The sequence below is a fragment of the Pseudomonas sp. MF6396 genome (assembly GCF_002018915.1).
GTDB classification, from domain to species: Bacteria; Pseudomonadota; Gammaproteobacteria; order Pseudomonadales; family Pseudomonadaceae; genus Aquipseudomonas; species Aquipseudomonas palmensis.
On sequence record NZ_MVOK01000032.1, the window covers coordinates 1 to 20,240 of the forward strand.

Annotated in this window: 16 protein-coding genes and 1 pseudogene; 10 read left to right on the forward strand and 7 right to left on the reverse strand. The window is 63.6% G+C overall.

The genetic code is table 11. From position 1 onward, the window contains the following. Both MF6396_RS24340 and MF6396_RS24345 read right to left on the reverse strand, forming a co-directional pair. On the reverse strand, nucleotides 1–354 hold a 354-nt coding region (locus MF6396_RS24340), incomplete at its 3' end, for an acyl carrier protein (RefSeq protein WP_153046114.1). 93 nt (nucleotides 355–447) lie between these two features. Next, on the reverse strand, nucleotides 448–852 hold the full coding sequence (locus tag MF6396_RS24345; protein WP_043861149.1) for a hypothetical protein: 405 nt from the start codon (nucleotides 850–852) through the stop codon (nucleotides 448–450). Nucleotides 853–1,383: 531 nt separating this feature from the next. On the opposite strand from MF6396_RS24345, the gene MF6396_RS24350 reads away from it, so the two are divergent. Next, a complete protein-coding gene (locus MF6396_RS24350; protein ID WP_043861150.1) occupies nucleotides 1,384–2,763 on the forward strand; it encodes an amino acid permease in 1,380 nt (459 codons plus the stop codon). Nucleotides 2,764–2,868: 105 nt separating this feature from the next. Here the strand turns inward: MF6396_RS24350 and MF6396_RS24355 are convergent, their stop codons facing one another. The 3 genes and pseudogenes from MF6396_RS24355 to MF6396_RS29635 all read right to left on the reverse strand — a co-directional run. Then, complete coding sequence (locus MF6396_RS24355) at nucleotides 2,869–4,020, reverse strand: cysteine desulfurase family protein (protein WP_078481740.1); 1,152 nt, start codon at nucleotides 4,018–4,020, stop codon at nucleotides 2,869–2,871. Between the two features lie 198 nt (nucleotides 4,021–4,218). Next, on the reverse strand, nucleotides 4,219–4,974 hold the full coding sequence (locus MF6396_RS29630) for a methyl-accepting chemotaxis protein (protein WP_370409154.1): 756 nt from the start codon (nucleotides 4,972–4,974) through the stop codon (nucleotides 4,219–4,221). A gap of 102 nt (nucleotides 4,975–5,076) precedes the next feature. Then, nucleotides 5,077–6,408, reverse strand: a pseudogene (locus MF6396_RS29635) (PDC sensor domain-containing protein); the annotation flags it as partial. A gap of 333 nt (nucleotides 6,409–6,741) precedes the next feature. On the opposite strand from MF6396_RS29635, the gene MF6396_RS24365 reads away from it, so the two are divergent. From MF6396_RS24365 to MF6396_RS24405, 9 genes are all read left to right on the forward strand, one after another. Next, nucleotides 6,742–8,958, forward strand: a complete 2,217-nt coding sequence (locus MF6396_RS24365; RefSeq protein ID WP_043861153.1) for a TonB-dependent siderophore receptor — start codon at nucleotides 6,742–6,744, stop codon at nucleotides 8,956–8,958. 106 nt (nucleotides 8,959–9,064) lie between these two features. Then, nucleotides 9,065–9,775, forward strand: coding sequence for a response regulator transcription factor (locus tag MF6396_RS24370; RefSeq protein ID WP_054915163.1), 711 nt, complete (start codon nucleotides 9,065–9,067; stop codon nucleotides 9,773–9,775). After that, nucleotides 9,772–11,133, forward strand: coding sequence for a sensor histidine kinase (locus MF6396_RS24375; protein WP_078481742.1), 1,362 nt, complete (start codon nucleotides 9,772–9,774; stop codon nucleotides 11,131–11,133). The genes MF6396_RS24370 and MF6396_RS24375 overlap by 4 nt, the downstream gene beginning before the upstream one ends. Then, nucleotides 11,133–11,417: a hypothetical protein gene (locus tag MF6396_RS24380; protein ID WP_043861156.1), complete on the forward strand. Its 285-nt coding sequence runs from the start codon at nucleotides 11,133–11,135 to the stop codon at nucleotides 11,415–11,417. Before MF6396_RS24375 ends, MF6396_RS24380 begins: the two co-directional genes overlap by 1 nt. Nucleotide 11,418: 1 nt before the next feature. Further along, nucleotides 11,419–12,942 carry a PepSY-associated TM helix domain-containing protein gene (locus MF6396_RS24385; protein WP_054915160.1) on the forward strand — a complete coding sequence of 508 codons (1,524 nt, stop codon included), beginning with the start codon at nucleotides 11,419–11,421 and terminating at the stop codon, nucleotides 12,940–12,942. Nucleotide 12,943: 1 nt separating this feature from the next. Continuing rightward, nucleotides 12,944–13,270 (forward strand): DUF3325 domain-containing protein, encoded by a 327-nt coding sequence (locus MF6396_RS24390; protein ID WP_058541281.1) that lies wholly within the window; start codon nucleotides 12,944–12,946, stop codon nucleotides 13,268–13,270. A gap of 237 nt (nucleotides 13,271–13,507) precedes the next feature. Continuing rightward, on the forward strand, nucleotides 13,508–14,455 hold the full coding sequence (locus MF6396_RS24395; protein ID WP_238596472.1) for a LysR family transcriptional regulator: 948 nt from the start codon (nucleotides 13,508–13,510) through the stop codon (nucleotides 14,453–14,455). A gap of 161 nt (nucleotides 14,456–14,616) precedes the next feature. After that, on the forward strand, nucleotides 14,617–15,324 hold the full coding sequence (locus tag MF6396_RS24400) for a sulfite exporter TauE/SafE family protein (protein WP_235593702.1): 708 nt from the start codon (nucleotides 14,617–14,619) through the stop codon (nucleotides 15,322–15,324). A 42-nt stretch (nucleotides 15,325–15,366) separates the two neighbouring features. Further along, entirely contained in the window at nucleotides 15,367–15,618 is a 252-nt protein-coding gene (locus MF6396_RS24405) for a response regulator transcription factor (RefSeq protein WP_058541278.1), read from the forward strand. Between the two features lie 8 nt (nucleotides 15,619–15,626). Here the strand turns inward: MF6396_RS24405 and MF6396_RS24410 are convergent, their stop codons facing one another. Together MF6396_RS24410 and MF6396_RS24415 are read right to left on the reverse strand one after the other, a co-directional pair. Continuing rightward, nucleotides 15,627–17,060: an FAD/NAD(P)-binding protein gene (locus MF6396_RS24410; protein WP_058541277.1), complete on the reverse strand. Its 1,434-nt coding sequence runs from the start codon at nucleotides 17,058–17,060 to the stop codon at nucleotides 15,627–15,629. A gap of 12 nt (nucleotides 17,061–17,072) precedes the next feature. Next, entirely contained in the window at nucleotides 17,073–20,240 is a 3,168-nt protein-coding gene (locus tag MF6396_RS24415; RefSeq protein WP_161493046.1) for a 3-keto-5-aminohexanoate cleavage protein, read from the reverse strand.

The following is a 20,240-nucleotide window of genomic DNA, read 5'->3' on the forward strand; positions in this document are numbered from 1 at the left end:
GTTTTTTAGCGTTAGGGGGACAACAGTTAAGTGCATGGGGGTCTTCGTCGGCAGCGTCAGATGGGTATAAGGGACAGGCAGGTAGCTGGCGCTGGCCTGCGGATGCTCGCGCAGCAGGTGCGTGGCAACGTCGCGGATGCAGCGGCAGTCGAACAGCAGGGTCTTGTTCAGGTCGGCGAAGAGGGGCTGGATCAGCTCGTTGAAATTCAGGATGGCCAGCGACGTGAGGCCGATCTCGTGGAAGGGCGCATCGTTGTACAGGGTGTGGGCCTCGACACCGGTCGCCTGCTCCAGCAGTTGACGCACCAGATCCATCAAGGCGGCGTGCGAACGGGCTTCCTCGGTATCGAGCATCTTCAATTCCTGAATAAAAGTTGACAGGCGACGGGCAGGCACACAGAGGCCGACGCCGCGGTGGCGTCAGCCTTCAAGTGGCTGGGTCAGGTATTAAAGGGTAATGCTGGTGGTGGGGTAGAACAGCATGTTCAATACGAACAGAATCATCCAGAAGCCGATTTCCAGTGTTTCGGTAATAGGCTGAATACGTTTTATCGCGCCATAGACATGCACCACGAACATCAGGGTGAATACCACGAAGAGTATGTCGAAGGCATAACTGAAACTGGTGCCGGTGGTGGCCGAGCGCAACATGGCCACTTCAACCACCAGAATGAACGCGCCCAGGCAGCGGCCGAAATAGATGGCCAGGTGGGTATGTTCCGGGATGGTCCATTGCATCAGGCGCGCCCAGGTGAGTGGCGCAATGAAGATCGGCAGGGCGAAGAACAGCGTGGTCACGATCATCAGGGTGGTGATGTACACACTACTGTATTGCGCATAGTAGCCAAGCATCGGCGAACTCCTTGTTCAATTGTTATTGTTGTTATTCATCGTGGGGTTTTGCTGGGGGCAAGCATTGCGAGGGCGGTACTTGTGTGTCAAGCAAGCCGCGGTGGGGGAATACCAAAGAAGGGGAGCCGGGTCGAGAGTCGTACTACTTAGGGCGCGAGACTTAAAACGTTATCAACCGCTTCACGGCAGGTGAAGTTATCAAGTAATAACCGGGTGAATAAAGTTTTATTTATCCGATAGTTGCGAGCCCTGCCGGCACATGACCGTCAGGGCCCACTCGCTCGCCGCCTACCACAAACCCGCTGCAGCCCCTCAGGAAAAAAATGCAGGATGTTGTGCGCAGAAATCGCTTGAGGTAGCCGGCCTTGCCGTCCAAGGTGCCACCCTGATAGCCATTGCCTGAAAAAGGCTGAAGCGTGCGGCGCAGGCACATGACGATGCCTGCGTGAGGAGCGGCCTTCTGCAAGCGTGACGCGTCATCTCGCTGCAGAACGTTGCCGTCTTCTCCCAATAATAAGAGAGGTAAAGGAAATGCAATCCAACAGTCTCAAGCAGAGCCTGAAGCAACGTCACATCACCATGATCGCGCTGGGGGGCGTGATCGGGGCCGGGCTTTTCATGGGCTCCGGCTCGCTGATCGCGTCGGCCGGCCCCGCCGCGATCCTGTCGTATTTCATCGGCGGCATCGTGGTCACCCTGGTGATGTTCATGCTTGGCGAGATGGCCTGCCGCACCCCCGATGCGGGGTCGTTCTCCACCTACGCCAACATGTACCTGGGCGAGTGGGCCGGCTTTACCGTCGGCTGGCTGTACTGGTTCAAGTCGATGATGACGATCACCCTGGAGGCCGTGCTGCTGGGCGCCATCCTGCATGACTTTCTGCCCTGGCTGCCGATCTGGGCGGGCGCGTTCATCATGCTGGTGACCCTGATGGCGAGCAACGCCTACTCGGTGAAGTCGTTCGCCGAAGTGGAGTACTGGCTGGCCGCGCTGAAGGTCGCCACCATCCTCATCTTCATGCTGCTGGGCGTGTCGATTCTGCTCGGCCTGCACAGCGACATCCCGTCCCCTGGCCTGGTGAACCTGACCGCGCACGACGGCTTCATGCCCAATGGCCTGTCGCCGGTGATGGCGGGGGTGATCGTGGTGATCTTCTCGCTGGGCGGCAGTGAAATCGCCGCCGTGGCGGCTGGCGAGTCCGAGAACCCGCGCCGCAACGTGATCCGCGCGATCAAGAGCGTGATCCTGCGCGTGATGCTGTTCTACGTGGGCTCGGTGTCGATCCTGATCCTGTGCCTGCCGTGGACCGACAAGGCCAACCTGGCGTCGCCCTATGTGTCGCTGTTCACCCTGGCCGGGTTCGGTGGCGCGGCGGTGGCGATGAAGATCGTGCTGTTCGTCTCGTTCATGTCGGTGATGAACTCGTTCATGTTCTCCAACTCGCGCATGCTGTTCTCCCTGAGCCAGCGTGGGCATGCGCCCAAGCTGTTCTCGCACACCACGGCCAAGGGCGTGCCGCTCAATGCCTTGCTGCTCAGCCTGTGCATCTGCCTGACGATTCTGACCGTGCACTTTCTCAGCGGCGGCGACCTGTTCATGACCCTGGCCAAGAGCAGCGGCACCTTCGTGATGATCGTGTGGATCTTCATCATCATTGCCCACCTGGCCATGCGCCTGAAAACCCGTCACGAACCGGTCGACCCCAAGGCCTTCCGCGCCTGGTTCTTCCCTTATGCCAACGTCGTGGCACTGCTTGCGCTGCTCGCCGTGATCGGCAGCCAGGCCATCGACCCGGCATCGCGCCTGCAACTGTGGTTCATCGCGGCCACCACGGTGCTGGTGGTGGTGGCCTATTTCGTGAAGCGCAACCGGGTGGCCGACAAACCGGCGGCTTACGTGCAAGCCGAGTAAGCCGTGGCAAGGGTGTAGGAGCCAGCCTTGCTGGCGATGCCCGGCCATGCCGGGCCAGGGGTGCTGTACGCACCATCGCCGGCAAGCCGGCTCCTGCAGGCCGCTTTACCAGAACCCTGCCGGCGCCTGCAGCGCAGCCCTGAACACCTCGATTGCCCGCTCCACATCTGCCATCTCGGTGTACCGCCCCACGCTCACCCGCACACTGCTCAGCGCCTGGCCGGCATCCAGCCCCAGTGCCAGCAGCACATGCGAAGGGGCCTGGGTGGCCGAGCTGCACGCGGAGGTCGACGACAGCGCCAGGCTGCCGGCCACCTGCGTGCTGTTGAACCCGCTGCGGCTGATGCACAGGTTCAAGGTGTGCGGGACACGCTGCTGCGCGCACCCATTCAGGGTCACGCCCGGCAGGGCCAGCAAGCCTTCACGCAGGCGCTGGCTCAGTTGCTCGATGCGCATGCTTTGCGCATCACCTTGCACGCCCGCCAGCTCGAACGCCGCGCCCATGCCCACAATCTGATGCGTAGCCAGCGTACCCGAGCGCATACCGCCCTCGTGCCCGCCGCCATGCATCTGCGCCTGCAGCACGGGGCGCGCACGCGGGCCGACGTAGAGCGCACCGATGCCTTTGGGCCCATAGACCTTGTGCGCCGAAAACGACATCAGGTCGACCGCCAGCGTGCCCAGGTCGATGGCCACCTTGCCCACCGCCTGCGCCGCGTCCACGTGCAGCAGTGCGCCGTGTTCGCGCACGATGTCGCCGATGCGGGCGATGTCGGTGAGGGTGCCGAGTTCGTTGTTCACCCACATCAACGACACCAGTGCGGTGTCCTCGCGCAAGGCCGCCTGCACGGCCTCGGGCTGGATCAGCCCCTGTGCATCGGGCTTGAGCCAGGTGACCGTGTGGCCCTGGCGCTCCAGTTCATGGGCGGTGTCGATCACCGCCTTGTGCTCCAGGCAACTGGTGATCAGGTGACGGCGCCCAGGCTGGCCCTGGGCAATGCCTTTGAGGGCCAGGTTGTTGGACTCGGTGGCGCCCGAGGTCCATACAAGGGCGTCTGCGGTAGCGCCAACCCGGTCGGCCACTTGCTGGCGCGCGTGGTCCACGGCCTGTCGGGCGGCCTGGCCATAGCCGTGGCCAGTGGAGGCGGGGTTGCCGAAATTGCCCTGGCGGCCGAGGCAGGCCAGCATGGCTTCGATCACCCGGTCATCGACCGGAGTAGTAGCGGCGTAGTCGAGGTACAGCGGTAGTTCTGGCATGGTCATCGTCTTTTTGTGCACGTGAAGGGCAGGTAGGTAGCCTACCGACGATGACGGAGAAAATTTTTGACTGTTGTTCGGTTTGTTTGGTGTTTGTAGAAAAAATCTTCTATTTGAATCCAAAGAGTTAGTATTTTTTTCGTTATGGCGCGCCGCCGACCGTATTCATGCCTAAACCGTTGCGCCTCGCCAACCGCATCACACCCTGAACATCGCCATCAGCCCCTGCTGATGATTGGCCAGCCGGTTGAGTGTCTGGCTGATCTGCGCCGATTCCTCGGCTTGCCCGGACAACGATTCGGTCACGTCGCGAATGCTCGCCACGTTGCGGTTCACTTCCTCGGCCACGGCACTCTGTTCCTCCGCCGCCGAAGCGATCTGCAGGTTCATGTCGGTGATCACCGCCACCGCATCGCCAATGCGCTGCAGGGCCGGCAATGCCTGCTCCACACGCGCCGCGCTGTCCTGCGCCTGGCGGTGGCTGTTGTGCATGGCCTCCACCACCTCGCGGGTGCCTTGCTGCAACCCTTCTATATCGACGCGAATCTCGTCCACCGAGTCCTGGGTGCGCTTGGCCAGGTTGCGCACTTCATCGGCCACCACCGCAAAGCCACGCCCGGCTTCCCCCGCCCGCGCTGCCTCGATGGCGGCATTCAATGCCAGCAGGTTGGTCTGCCCGGCAATCGAACGGATCACGTCCAGCACCGAGCCGATCTGCTCGCTGCGCGTGGCCAGGTGTTCCACCTCCTGCATGCTGGTGGTCATCTCGCCGGCCAGTTGTTCGATGGCGCGGGTGGTGTCGCCAATAAGCTCCAGGCCTTCGCGGCTGGCATGGTCGGCGCCGCGCGCAGCCTCGGCGGCCTGCGCGGCGTTGCGCGCCACATCCTGCGCAGTCGCGCTCATCTCGTGCGACGCCGTCGCCACCTGGTCCACCTCGCGGTACTGCTGATGCATGCCGGCGCTGGTCTGGCTGGCCAGTGCCGCCGACTGGTCGGCGGTGCCGCGTGCGTCGTGCACCGAGGCCTTCACGTCGGCAATCACCGGCTGCAGCTTGTCGAGAAACCGGTTGAACCAGCCCGCCAGCTCACCCAGCTCGTCCTTGCCCGCATACTCCAGGCGCCGGGTCAGGTCGCCCTCGCCACTGGCGATGTCCTTGAGCATCGCCGCCACGTCCAGTATCGGGCGGGTCACGCCGCGCGCGGTCAGCCAGATCACCAGCAACCCCACCACCGCGGCCACCAGTGCCATCAACAGGCTGCCGAGGTTGGCGCTGGCATTGTAGGTGTCCAGGCGATTGTTGAGTGCCACGGCCGGCGCACGCAGCACCTGCTCGGGCACCTCCAGCAGCACGCTCCACGGCTGGGCACCGGGCACCGGGGCGAACGACTGGCTCACCTGCAGCAGGCCGTTGTCGTTGAATTCGGCCGACTTGCCGGCACGCATCTGTTCGGCCAGGGCCCTGGAGTCGGTGCCGAACACCTGCTCGAAGTGCTTGCTCAACTGGCCGCTGTCCTCGCTGTGCCCGGCCAGCAGGCCGGTCGCGCTGACGATGCTCACCTGCCCGTTGCCGTCGAACAGGTCCTTGCGCCCCTCCAGGCTCAGCAGCTGCAGGTTGTCCAGGCTGATGTCCACACCCAGCACGCCGATCAGCTTGCCGTTGTGCTTGAGCGGGATGGAGATGCTGGTGGTCAGCGGGGTGCGGTCGCCCACGGTGTCGAAGTAGGGCTCCACCATGCAGGTGTCACCGCTCTCCAGGGTGCAGGTCAGCCAGCGGTTGGAGACCGAGCCATTGGCCGACACGCTGGTGTCGGCGAGCATCGATTCAGGCATCGCCTCGCGCTCCAGGGTGCCGGGGCTGGGCTGCGACCAGTACAACGAGAACCGTCCGGCCTCGTTGCTGCCAGCGCCGGCCTGGTTGACGAAGGCCGCGTCCTTGCCGTCCAGCGCATCGGGCAGGAACACCAGGTACAGCCCGAGCAGCTCGGGGTTGTTGCCCAGCGCCCGTTCGGTTTCGCGGGTCAGGGCCTGGCGCAGGTCGCCATTGCCCTGGGCGCGCAGGTACATCACCAGGTCTGCAAAACCGTTGCCGTACAGGTAGGCGCTCTGGAAGTAGCGCTGGATCTGCGCCGCCTGCAGCTGCGCGTAGGTGTGCAGGCGCAGGCGCGCGTTCTGGTCGAGCATCTGGGTGCTGGCGCTGCTCACCAGCGTGGCGCTGCGCGAGGACTGCACCCGTGTCGCCACCATCAGCACCACCACGACGGCCAGCAGGCACAGGCCCGCCAGCAAGGTGATCTTCCATTGAATTCGCAGGCGACGCAGCAACATGATCAGGTCCTTGATTTCACGGTGTCGAGCAGCAACGGCCCACTCTGGATCGCGGGTGGGCATCGTTGGGCGGTGCTCGGCAGGGGTGGCGCAGTGATGGCATACAGGAGGCAAGGACCATAAGAAAATTGACAGACAAGTGTCAATTAATATTTCCACTTTGAGGCGGGGTGCTCGCAGATAAAACGCAAAATTGCCGATTTTTCCGTTTTTTCGCGGGTGATGACTGATGGTTTGTTTATTAAATTAGACAGATTGGTTATCAGCCCATGCGGAACCATATGTAAATTTCGTAAATAAGATTTAAACCCATTTGAGAATCATTATATTTGGCGTCTCTTTGTGGCAGCCCTGCCGTGCAGGCTGCCCTTGTGCTTGATGTGACGGAGACGTGAAATGCAGTCCAGAAGTACCCCCAACAGCCTGGCCTGGGCCTTTGTCGCGCTGTCATCGCCGGCCCTGATTGCCACCTCGGCCCAGGCCGATGACGAGCAGAACGGCGAGAACACCCTGGTGATCCAGAACACCATGGTCACCGCCGAGCAGGAAGCCAAGCAGGCACTGGGCTCTTCGATCATCACCGCCGAGGACATCAAGCGTCACCCGCCCGCCAACGACCTGTCCGACATCATCCGTCGCGAACCGGGGGTCAACCTCACCGGCAACAGCGCCAGCGGCGCACGCGGCAACAACCGCCAGATCGACCTGCGCGGCATGGGCCCGGAAAACACCCTGATCCTGATCGACGGCAAGCCCTCCAGCGCCCGCAACGCAGTGCGCTACGGCTGGAACGGCGACCGCGACACCCGTGGCGAAACCAACTGGGTACCGGCCGAGGCGGTGGAGCGCATCGAGATCCTGCGCGGCCCGGCTGCTGCACGCTATGGCTCCGGCGCAATGGGCGGGGTGGTCAACATCATCACCAAGCGCCCCACCCAGGAGCTGCAGGGCAACGTCAGCCTGTTCACCACGCTGCCCGAAGACCACGCCGAAGGCGCCAGCAAGCGCACCAACTTCAGCCTCAGCGGCGGCCTCACCGACGACCTGGCGTTCCGTGTGTATGGCGGCCTGGCCAAGACCGACGCCGATGACCTGGACATCAACGCCAAGAGCGCCAACAGCGCGCTGGTGGCCGGCCGCGAAGGCGTGCGCAACAAGGACATCAACGGCCTGCTCAGCTGGCGCCTGAACGATGAACACCGCCTGGAGCTGGGCAGCGGCTACAGCCGCCAGGGCAATATCTACGCCGGCGACACCATGAACAGCAACGGCGGCGGTGACGTGGAGCGCATCTCCAGCCTGTACGGCCACGAAACCAACGTGATGCAACGCAGCACCTACGACCTCACGCACCTGGGCGACTTCCAGTGGGGCTCGACCAAGTCGTCGCTGTCGTATGAATACGTGCGCAACTGGCGCCTCAACGAAGGTCTGGCCGGTGGCCCGGAAGGCTCGATCAACGACACCGGTGCCGACATGTCGCGCCTGCGCAACACGCGCCTGTCCAGCGAAGTGAACCTGCCGTTCAGCCTCGACAGCAGCGAACATGTGCTGACCCTGGGTGGCGAGTACCTGTACGAAGTGCTCAACGACAAGGGCTCGCTGCGTCCGCAAAGCTTCGACCCCAGCGGTGGTGCCGGCAATGAAATCGCAGGCTTCGATCGCAGCGACTCGAAGATGTCGGCCAAGAGCTTTGCCCTGTTCGCCGAAGACAACATCGTGATCGGCGACACCACCATCACCCCGGGCCTGCGCCTGGACCACCACGAAGAGTTCGGCGACAACTACAGCCCGAGCCTGAACGTGGCGCACAAGCTCACCGACGACCTCACCGTCAAGGGCGGTATCGCACGGGCCTACAAGACCCCGAACCTGTACCAGGCCAACCCCAACTACCTGCTCTACAGCCGGGGCAACGGTTGCAGCACCCAGCAGACCAACAACGGTGGCTGCTACCTGCAGGGCAACCCCAACCTCGACCCCGAAACCAGCGTCAACAAGGAAATCGGCCTGCTCTACGACCGTGGCACCTGGCGCACCAGCGCGACGTACTTTCGCAACGACTACAAGAACAAGATCATCGGTGGCACCGACGTGATCTACGACATCAACAGCGGTCGCCGCGTGACCCATTGGGAAAACGCCGGCAAGGCATTGGTGGAAGGGGTGGAAGGCAACTTCTTCGTCGAGCTGACCCCGTCGCTGGACTGGAACACCAACCTCACCCTGATGCTCAACAACGACAACCGCGACACCGGCGAGCCGCTGAGCGTGATTCCCAAGTACACGGTCAACAGCACCCTGGACTGGCGTGCCACCGACAAGCTGTCGTTCCAGGTCGCCGGTACCTATTTCGGCAAGCAGAAGTCGCCGACCTACAACTACCGCACCCAGCAGAACTACGACCTGGATGCCCAGCAGGACGTCGAAGCCTACGGCCTGGTCGATGTGAGCACCGGCTACAAGATCACCAAGAACTACGACGTGCGCTTTGGCGTGAACAACGTGTTCGACAAGCAAATCCACCGGGGTGGCAACGCCAGCAGTTCGGGCGCCAACACCTACAACCAGCCGGGCCGGGCGCTGTTCGCGGCACTGAACATCTCGTTCTGAGCCGCCATTGCCTACAGGCTGCCCCGGGTCGATCGCGCATCGATCGGCCCGGGGCGGCTTTTTTGTGTTTTCAGGCCCTCTACACCCGTACTACCCAAGGTGAAGCGTGAGTTATCTATCAGCACAACCTGCCACGAAGATTCTGGCCGTCGAGGACGATCCGCTGCTGGCGGCCCATCTGGAACAGCACCTGCGTCGCCGCGGTTTCGATGTGAGCGTCTGTCATGGCGTGGACGACAGCACCGACCTGCAGGCCTGGACGGCCTTCGACCTGATCCTCATGGACATCCTCCTGCCCGGTCGCGACGGCCTGCAACTGCTGGGTGAATTGCGCGAGCGGTTCATGGTGCCGGTGATCCTGATGTCGGCACTGGGTGCCGAGCAGGACCGCATCGTCGGCTTCAGCCAGGGCGCCGACGACTACCTGCCCAAGCCGTTCAGCATGAACGAGATGGACGTGCGCATCGATGCGGTACTGCGCCGGGTCGCCTATGAGCGGGCCGCGCCGGAAGGCGCGCAGGGCGAGCCGGCGGCGCTGCGCAAGGACATGCGCCAGGACATGCAGCTGGGCACCGCGGTGGCCAGCTTCACCCCCATCGAGTACCGCCTGATGCAAGTGCTGCTGGCGCACCCCGAGGAAGTGCTGAGCAAGCCGTTCCTCTACCAGCAGGTGCTGCACAGGCCGTTCTCCCAGCAGGACCGCGTGCTGGACATGCACGTCAGCCACGTGCGCCGCAAGCTGGCCGCCATCGGCTATGCCGGCCGCCTGGCCACGGTATGGGGCAAGGGCTACGTGCTGACACAGGTGCCGGCATGAGCTTGCCCGGACGTCACTCGCTGCTGTGGAAACTGTGCGCGCTGCTGGTGGTGCTGTGCCTGTCGATCATCTGGTTCAGCCGCTCGGGCGGTGCGCACCTGGAGCGCAGGAGCTATCACCTGGGCGAGGAGGCGCGCCAGGTGCTCAAGGGCTATGCCGTGGAGGCCCACGCGGCGTGGCGCAGCGGCGGTACGCCAGGCGTCGACCGGTGGCTGGCCGACCTGAAGATCCGCGAGCCGGGCTGGGCGCTGGTGCTGGGCAGCGACCTGCGCTCGTTGAGCAGCCAGACGCTGACCGATGAGCAGCAGAAGTACGTGACGTTCATGCGCGAGCTCGACTGGCCCATGAGCAAGCGCTCCACCGAGCTGCCGGCGATCAGCGTGCCGTTCCCCGAGGCGCCCCAGGCCGGCAGGCTGGTGATCCAGTTGCCCGAGCGCTTCATGCCGTCGATGCGTCCACTGCTGGTGCAACTGCTGATCCACGGGCTGCTGCCGGCGCTGTTGGCACTGCTGGCGGGCTTTCTGCTGTACCGCGTGCTGATCGGCCCGCTGGCGCACCTGCGCGCCCAGGCCAATGCCCTGCGTGCCGACCGCCTGGACACCCGGGTCGACCCGGCGATTTCCCGGCGTAGCGACGAACTGGGCGATCTGGGGCGGGCCTTCGACCACATGGCCGAGCGCCTCGAAAAGACCGTGTCGCTGCAGCAGCGCCTGCTCGCCGACCTGTCCCACGAGTTGCGCACGCCGTTGACGCGCCTGCACATGGCCGCCGAAAACGAGCCCGACGATGACGTGTTGCGCGAGCGCCTGACCCGCGAGGTGCAGTGCATGCGCCAGCTGGTCGACGACACCCTGGAGCTGGTGTGGCTCGGCACCGAGCGCCCGCAACTGGCGCTGGACACGGTCGAGGTGCAGACCCTGTGGGAGGTGGTACGCGAGAACGCCTGTTTCGAGTCCGGCTGGCGCGAGGGGCAACTGCCCATGGCGCTCACCGAAGACTGCCTGGTGCGCGGCCACCTCAACGGCCTGGCCCAGGCGATGGAAAACATCGTGCGCAATGCCATCCGCCATTCGCCTGCCAACGGGCAGGTGCGCCTGGGCGGCCGGCGCGATGGCGATTGCTGGCACCTGTGGATCGACGACCAGGGCCCCGGCGTGGCCGAGGCTGCGCTGGAGACCATCTTCCAACCCTTCACCCGACTCGACGCCGCACGCCCGGGCGGCGACGGCTTCGGCCTGGGCCTGACGATCGCCCGTTGCCGGGTGCCGTTGCAGGGCGGCCAGGTATGGGCACAGAACCTCAAGCCGGGCCTGCGCGTGAACCTGCGCCTGCCAGCGGCAGCACAAGGAGAAACCTGATGAGCAACACCCGACCGGTCTGGTTGTTGATTGTGTCGCGCGCGGCAGCCGCCTTGCTGGGCGGCTATGCATTCAGCTATGCGGCCACGGCTTTTCTGGCCCGTGTGCTGCCAATGCCTGCGGTGGATGCGGTGATCGTGGCCAGCCTGCCGTCCTTTGCGTTCTACACCTGCGCGTTCCTGTGGGCCTTCGCCAGTCGCGATGCCCTGCGTGCGTGGTGGCCGGCGGCGCTGGCGGTGCCGTTGGCGGCGGTCGGCTTCTGGCCGCAGTTGTGGAGCCTGTGAGATGAAAAATACCTTCACCCAATCCATGGCGTGGCTGCACACCTGGGCCGGCCTGATCTTCGGCTGGCTTCTGTTCGCGATATTCGCCACCGGTACGCTGGCGGTGTTCGACAGCGAAATCGACAACTGGATGCGCCCCGAGGTGCGCAGCCACGACCTCACCCAGTTGCAGGCCGCGCAACGCGGGCTGGCCTACCTGACCCAGCATGCACCGGGCGCCAGCAACTGGAACATCAGCCTGCCGGATGCACGTTCGCCCGGTTTGCAGGTAGCGTCCGGCGAGCGTCGACGCGGTGGCGGCACCGCGCTCGACCCGCATACCGGCGAGCCGATCGAGGTGCGCGAAACGGCCGGCGGCAGCTTCTTCTTCCGCTTTCACTTCACCCTGAACCTGCCGCGCAACTGGGGCATCTTCGTGGTCGGCGCCCTGGCGATCGTGATGCTGGTGGGGCTGGTCAGCGGCATCGTGATCCACAAGAAGATCTTCAAGGAGTTCTTCACCTTCCGCCCCGGCAAGGGCCAGCGCTCGTGGCTGGATTTTCACAACGCCAGCGCGGTGCTGCTGTTGCCGTTTCACCTGATGATCACCTACACCGGGCTGGTGATCTTTTTGCTGATCTACATGCCGGCGGCGGTGGATGCGCTGTTCGAGGGTGACAACCAGGCGTACTACAAGGCCCAGGGCGAGCAGCGTCTGCCCACGCCGCGCGCGGCGCTCAAGCAGCCAGCCGCGCTGGTGGACCTGGCCCCGGTACTGGCCAGCGCGCAAGAGCGGCTGGGCGCCATCAGCAGCATCGGTATCTCCAACCCCGGTACGGCGGCCGCGCGGATCGAGGTGCGCCCGACCCTGGGCTATCGCATCGCCCTGAGCAAGGGGCAGGCCATGGTGTTCGACGGCGTCAGCGGCGAGCTGCTGCGCGATGTGCCCGACATGCGGCCTGCCGTGCTCACCCAGCGGGTGATGGCGGGGCTGCACTTCGCGCAGTTCGGCGGCTATCCGATGCGCTGGCTGTACTTCGTGTGTGCGTTGGTCAGCACCGCGATGATCGGCACCGGGCTGGTGCTGTTCTGCGTCAAGCGCCGGCGCAAGTACGCCAGTGCCTCGGTGTCGGCGCAGCGTTGGTACAAGGTGGCCGAGAGCTTCAACGTGGCGTTCGTCGCCGGCCTGATGCTGGCCTGCGCAGGCTTGCTGTGGGCCAACCGCCTGCTGCCGGTGGAGCTGGCGCAGCGGGCCAACTGGGAGGTCAAGGCGTTCTTCGCGGTGTGGTTGCTGTCGCTGCTGCATGCCGGTTTGCGTCCGGCGCAGCGCGCCTGGGCCGAGCAGCTGGGGCTGACCGCGGTACTGTGCATCGGCCTGCCGGTGCTGGGCGCGTTGACCGCGCAGCACGACCCGGCGCACCGCGTGCTGGAGGCCACCAGCGTGGTGCTGGGTGGGTTGCTGGCGTATGCGGCATGGCGCTGCGTGGCGCCGCGTGAAGAAAAACCTGCGCGCAAGCGTGCGACGGTAGCGGTGGAGGGGCAATGACATGCTGATGATCGGCGCTGTGGTGTTTGCCTATGTGGGCATGTTGGCGTTGTGCCTGGGGCTGGAGCGGCACTACAAGCAGGTGTGGGGCAGGGCACCTGCACCCTGGATGCGGGTGGCCCTGCGGTCGGCGGGCTGGTCGGCGCTGGCCATCAGCCTGTGGGTCAGTGGCGTGGCCTGGGGCTGGGCGATGGGGCCGGTAGCCTGGTTTGGCGGTATTTCACTGGCCGGGTTCGGGGTGGCGATGCTGTTGCCGTACTGGCCGCGTCTGGCGGTGTGGTTGCTGGGCGTTTTACCGATATGGGGGGTAGGGGTAGTGTTGGTTTGACGGTTTTTTGTGGCGAACTTATACCTGCAAACAGTGTCGGGAAGTGTGCAATTTAAATAATTGGGAAGTTTTAATTGCGGCCAATCATTGCGCGTGTTTCGTACTAACCTCATACGGGCGTGTACGTTCTGCATAGAACGGATAATAACTTTCTTATGATGGAATTGTATGAAAACCGAAAGGACTCGCTTACCCTTTGAAACCTCACTGTCACGACGACTTGCCAGCCGCCTGAAAATGAAACACCTGCTGGTGCTTCAGGCCATTCAGGCGCATGGCTCGCTGACCCAGGTTGCGCTGCGGCTGTCCACCAGCCAACCGGCGATCACTCAGATCCTCGCCGACCTCGAAAGCCTGTTCAGCGCCCCCCTTTTTGTACGCTCACCGCGCGGCATGCTGCCCACTGAACTGGGCAACCTGATCGTCGCCCGCTCCAGGGGGATGCTGGCCGACCTCGATCACTGGGCGATGGACATCGAAGCCATGACCCAGGGTCGTGCAGCACACTTGAACGTGGGCGTCATACCGTTTCTACCCGGGCGCCTGCTGGCCACCGCCATCAACCAGACCCGCTCCTGCGGCAAGCGCATATCGGTGACCTTGCACGAGGGCTCCAGCGCCCACCTGCTGGAGCGCCTGCAGGCCCACGAACTCGACTGCGTGATCGGCCGCACGTCCGCGCTGCCGGACGTGCCCGATCTGCAACACGAGGTGCTGTATCACCAGGAACCCCGGCTGATTGCCCACGAACGCCTGGCGACGCACCTCAACCAGCGGCCACTCGACCTGCAGGCACTGGCTCGGCTGGACTGGGTGCTCGGCCCACGCCAGACGCCGATCCGCGAGCAACTCATCGACTTCTTCCTCAATGCCGGCATCACCCCCCCTTCACCCATGGTCGAGAGCTTGTCGTCCAGGTTCATCGGTGAGCTGGTGGCGACCAACGAGCAGGCCGTGGCCATCGTGCCGGCAGATGTTGCCGAAGAGCTCGTGCGCCTGTGCAATGTCGGCAGGGTGCGCCATCGCCTTGGCTGGCGGCTGTCACCCATGAGCCTGTTTCAGCGTATCAATGGTGCCAATGCGGTCGAACAGGCGCTCTTTGCACGGGCACTCAAACGCGCCGCAAAAGTTGCTGTTTTATCGACGTCACCGGTCAATGAACAGTGGCTGGTCACGACAGATTGAAGTGTCGCAATAACATTGTTTTATAGGCTGATACAGGATTCAAATTTCCAACTTTACAGACCCGGTACCATACTTCCCGCCAGGCGCACCATGAGGGTGCGCCAGGGAAAGGGGGATATCAGGTGCTTACGGTTTATTTGATTGTAACGGTCGGAGCAGTGGTGGCCGGCTTTGTTCAGGGGCTCTCGGGTTTTGCATTCGGCCTGGTGGCCATGTCGTTCTGGGCCTGGGTACTCGACCCGAAGCTGGCTGCCACACTGGCGGTGTTCGGGGCGCTGACCGGCCAGGTGGTGGCGGCCATTTCGGTACGCCGGGGCTTCAACATGCAGCGCCTGCTGCCCTTCGTGCTTGGCGGCCTGGCCGGCATCCCACTCGGCGTCGCGCTGCTGCCCAGCTTGGACATGAACTGGTTCAAGGCCATTCTGGGCACCCTGCTGGTGAGTTGGTGCCCAGCCATGCTGTTTGCCAAGAACCTGCCGAAAATCACTGCCGAGGGCAAGATCGCCGACGGTGTGATCGGCATGGCCGGCGGCATCATGGGCGGGCTGGGCGGTTTCACCGGCACTGTGCCGACCCTGTGGTGCACCCTCAAGGGGTACGACCGCGACGTGCAGCGCTCGATTATCCAGAACTTCAACCTGTCCATGCTGCTGGTCACCATGGGCACCTACCTCAGTACCGGCATTGCCACGCGCGAGATGCTGCCGTACTTCGCCATTGTCGCGCCGGCGATGCTGATTCCGACGTTCCTCGGCACACGCCTGTATATCGGCATCAGCGACGTGCAGTTTCGCCGCGTCGTGCTGAGCCTGCTCACGGTCTCCGGCATTTCGCTGCTGATTTCCTCGGTACCCAACCTCATCGGCTGAATAGCACTGCTGATGCACTTACTCTTTAAGGAAGAATGAGTCATGTCGCATACCCCGCTGGACAGTGATCACCTCGACCCCTCTGCAAGCCCTGGCGACGACAGGCTGACCGCACGCGAGCGCGAGGCCTTGAAGCACTATGCCGCCGGCAAGAACTGCAAGGAGGTGGCGCTGGCACTGAGCATTTCGGTCAACACCGTCAAGTTCCACACCAAGAATGCGGTGGCCAAGCTCGGCGGCAAGAACCGCACGGCAGCGGTGGCCCGCGCGTTCGCGCTGGGCCTGCTGTCGTGAGCAGATGCCTATTGCTGCAGGCTCGACAACGACGGTTGCACGCGGCTGTTGTTGGTCATCAGGTGAGTGACCAGGTTGCGCGCATGCACCGCCAGGCGTTCGATCGCTGACACATAGAACAGCGAGCCCTGGGTCAATGGCCCGATCGCATACACCCCCCGCTGCCCATCGATCAGGTGGGTGGTAGGGTTGATCGCGATGCCGCCGTGGCTGTTCTGCCGGATCAGGCCGCGGTCGAGCAGGTTTTCTATCAGCGGTGAGTCCAGCCGCGCCAGGTTGCCGGCAAAACCGGTGGCGTCGATGGCGTAGTCGACGCTCAGGGTCTGCCCGCTGAGGTCGATCAGGATGTTGCCTTGCGCATCCGCGCGGGTGGCTTTGTAGCCGCGGTGAATGGATACCCGGCCTGCCTTGATCAGCGCTTCGAGCTTGAGTGCATTGTCCAGCGGCATGGGGTGGCGATAGGACATCCACAGGCCCTGGTACTTGCGCTGGAAGCGACGCTTCTGCACGTTGTCCAGCCGTGTCCAGAACTCGTCGATCCAGGTCTTGGTGGCGTCCAGCCAGATCTGCCAGTCACGCACATGGGCCGCCGCCTGGATCTCCCGCTGCAGGCGTTCCAGCGGTTCCAGCGGTGCAAACAGGCCCTTGTACTCGGCGCTGAAGCTGCGCATGCGGCGAAAGCTGTTCAGGAAGCCACTGATCGAGACGCGCTCTGGCAAGCGTCGCTGCGTGCCCACCGGGTTGTCGAGCACGGCCCCGCGCACCAGCGGGATACGCCCCGAATTGGAGTAGATCGCGACATGTCCGGCGCCCAGCCCGCTGAGCATGAGGGCCATGTCCACTGCGGTCAGCTTGGTGCCCAGGATGCCGACGGTGGCCCCCGGTCTGACCTGCGTCTTCAGGCGCTCCAGATCGTGATAGGGGTTGGCGTAGTAGTGCGCCAGGTCGGGGTAGGGCGTCTGCTTCTTCAAGTGCCCGACCGCCAGCACAACGTTGTCGAAGCGTTCATCGCCCTGTGCGGTGGTCACGGTGTAACCGGGGTGCTCGGCCTTCACGTCGATGACGGTTTGCGCGAGGGTTCGCAATCGGATGTTGAACCGGGCCAGGGTGTGACGGGCAAGCTCCAGCTCCTTGGCCAGGTACTGGCCCATCTGCCGGCGGCTGACATAGTCGTTCAGGTCGGTGGTTTCGCAACCAGGCTGGGCCTTGAGCCATTTCAGGAACCCATAGGCATGTTCGACGTCCGTGCCCAGGGTGGAAGTGGCCATGTTCAGAATGAACTCCGGTGTCGTGGTGGCCTGGCCGTAGGGTAGCCCCGGGCCGAAGTGGCCGGTGGTTTCGTACACGGTGATTTCCGACACCGCTGCGTCATGCCCCTGGCGTGCCAGTTCCTTGCAGAGCAGAACGGCGCTGCATCCAGCGCCCACAATTGCGATTTTCATTCAGGCATCCCTTCAGTGACGGGTGGTCTGTTGAGTGGCGTAGAACTCGCGCATGAGCATGTCGGCGCGGATGTTCAACGGCGCCTCGAGGAACAGGTTCAACAGGTCGTGCAAGGTGGCCGGTGCACCCTCCAGATAACGTCGGATCGAGTGACCGTCATGGGCCCGTACCGGGTCGTGGCGCAGCACCACATCCTTGAGGCGCAGCAATTTGCGTCCCTTGCCTTCCTTGTAGAACGCCCAGCTGGCCTGATCGTAGCGGTGCTGTGCAGCCACGCCGCCGTGAAGCTGCGCGATGGTCGCGGTGTTGGCGCAGGCCTTGGCCGGGATGTAGTCGTGCGTGGTGGTACCGGCCAGGCTGCGTATATCGTTGTAGGCGGTGATATCGATGACCGGCGTGCCTTGCAGGGTGGTGTCGATGTCGGTGGCGGAGCCGAACGAAATGGCCACCGCACGGTTGAATATTTCCTCCTGTTCCAGAACGGAGTAGCCCAGGCGCTGCATGTCCTCGCGCATGGCATTGTCCAGTTGCTGCAATGTGGCGGCGCCAGAGCTGTGGGCACAGAAGTGCAGGCGCTGAAGGTCTTCGATGCCCTGGAAGGAAAGCCGGGTGGCGGGGCGTCCGGCGTGGTCCAGTGGCAACCCGTTGTCATCGCGGGCCACCAAGCCATCGGGGCAGAACCTGAGGGCGTTGGGTTGCGCAATGATGCGGGGCAGTATCACCTGCTCATAGATCAGGCGTGCCGAGTGGCTGACGACCTGGCTGTGCCACTGCGTGCCGAGGATGAACCGGTTGTGCAGCATGGCCGATTCGATGATCGGGTTGTCCTGGGCATCAAGGCCCGAATGCACAATGCCCAGCAGCGCCACCGACGATTGCCCGATGCCTTGCAGGAAACTCGAGAAGGTCGAAGCCAGGCCCTTGCCCAAGGCAATGCCTTGCGGGTAATTGGTGGTGGGTGTGCTGGGCAGTACGGCCCATTGGTAGTGGCGTATAGGGTTGGGCAGGGCAGTTGCGTGCACATCCTGCACGTCCTGCGCCTGCACGTGGTAAAGCCGCGTGCCGTGTGCCTTGCGTTCGGCAGACGAATCGCGGCGCAGGCGCGAGGTCAGTTGGTGAATGCCTTCGAACAGCAGGGCCATGGTCATGCTGTAGTCGGCGTCGGTGCGCAGTACAGTGTTGACCACCAGGGTTCTGCTGCTGTTGTAGCGACACGGTAGCGACGCCAGGTATTCAAGAAAGCGCAGGTCCTGGCCCTTGTACTGGTGCGGTACGATTCGATAGCTGTCGCGGGGTAACTGGTCCTGCGTCGCCAGGGTGTCCAGCGCCTGGTCCCAGGCAAAGTTCGTCACGCCGTGTTCGTCGTTCAATTCACGAATGAAGTTGAGCGCCTGCACGGCATACAGGCGCTTGCCGAACTGGTTCAGCGGCAGGCGGTAACGGTCACGCTCTTCGATGAAGTAGCGCACGTACAGGCCGCTGTCGAAAATGGTCTCGATCGCCACCTCGGCCAGGCGCTCTGCGCTGACGGGTGCCTGCCCGGCCAGGGTTTCGGCGAGGCGTGCCGATACATGCCCGATGAACGCCGCCTCACGTTCCAGGTAGCGCTGCTGCAGGGGTTGGAGCGCATCAAGCAGTGCCCGGGCGATGGGGCGTGGCGCCGTGGGGGTGCCTTCCAGTTCCAGGCTTTTCAGCGTTGCCGCTGCCTCGCGAAACAGTCTCACCTGGTCCAGCGGCATGTTCAGCCGGTCGCGGGTCTGCTCGGCGTCTTGCAGGCTCACGCCCAGTGCTTCGAGCCGCTTGCGCACGTAGCGCACCTGATCGGCGGTGGTGGCCTTGCGCGAGCCGCCGGGCGCCAGCGTATCCGGTACATGCAACGCATCTTCCAGGCCGACTCGTACACCGTCCAGGCGCAGGCTCAGCGCCACCTCCGCCAGTATCCTCAGCATCGGCCCGGGTGCCAGGATTGAAATGACCGCGTCGGGCACTTCACGGCGGATGCGTTGCACAAACGGCTGCAAGCGCGACGACGCCAGTTCGATGGCGTGCGCCAGAGACGCCGGGGTGTCCTGCTTGATCAGCCCATAGACTGCTTCCCGGTCGGCTACCGGAATCAGCGAATCGTCGCTGACACTGCCGTCTTCGGCTCGGCGGAACTGATCCACGCCGGCGACCAGCATGAACAGTATCGGGTTGCCTGCCTGGGACAGCCCGCGCAGGTTCGGGCCGAGTGCATTATCAAGTATCGAACTGTTGAACACTTCAACTTCCGGGCGAATGGCGCAGGTGTTCAAGTGTTCAAGTTGCTGTTCAAGAAACTGGGGTGAGTTTTCATAACCGCCACCGGCCTGGAATATAACCGGGCCGGGGCTGAATGAACTTACATCTGGCCCGCGTTTATTCAGGCCATAGTGATGCAAGTGCGCCCGGCGTATCGGGCTTTCGAAGTTGCGACCGCCGCGTACACTGGTCGAGAGGTTGATGATGGCCGAAGGAATACGTTGATGCAGTGCCGGTACTATCTGGTTGTACTGGTCGACATCGATATGGTTTTGCTGGGCCCCCAGGGTGATGGTCTGCGTGTTGCCGGGGATCGACAGGGTGTGGCTGTCGGACAGGTCGCGGGTGTGCAGGTGGAGGATCGCCGCGCCTTCGGCGGCGGCGTGCACGCTGGCTTCGATAATGGCGTCCGGGGTAATGGGAAGGTACGGTGACGCGGCCCGCATGGGGTTCCAGTAACCGGCTGCGCAGACCTCCCAGCCCTGTGAAATCAAGGTTTCATAGGCTGCGGGGGAGTCGCTGCGCAGCGCTTCGACCAGGCTTGGCGGCAGGTAGCCCTGGTGCAGGGGATCATGCTGAACCAGCGCGCCGTCGTTATCCAGCTGCCAGCCGCTGCCGGTCAGAGTGAACACGATGTCCTGCTGGGTCTTCCTTGATTCGAGCCATTCGAGGGTTGTTGCACTGACAGCCACAAGCGCCCGGGTACCGGCGCCGGGGTTGACGCGGGTGCGCAGGCCGCCCGCCGCAACGCGTTTCCAACCTGCATTCAACAATACACTTTCAAGTGAGTCGTCCTGGGCGGCGAGTTCCGAGTTATCGAGAAACTTCGGCTCTTTCGGTGAGACGAAACGAGACACTGCACCCACCGGTGCGGCGGTGATAAACATGCGGGTCGACAT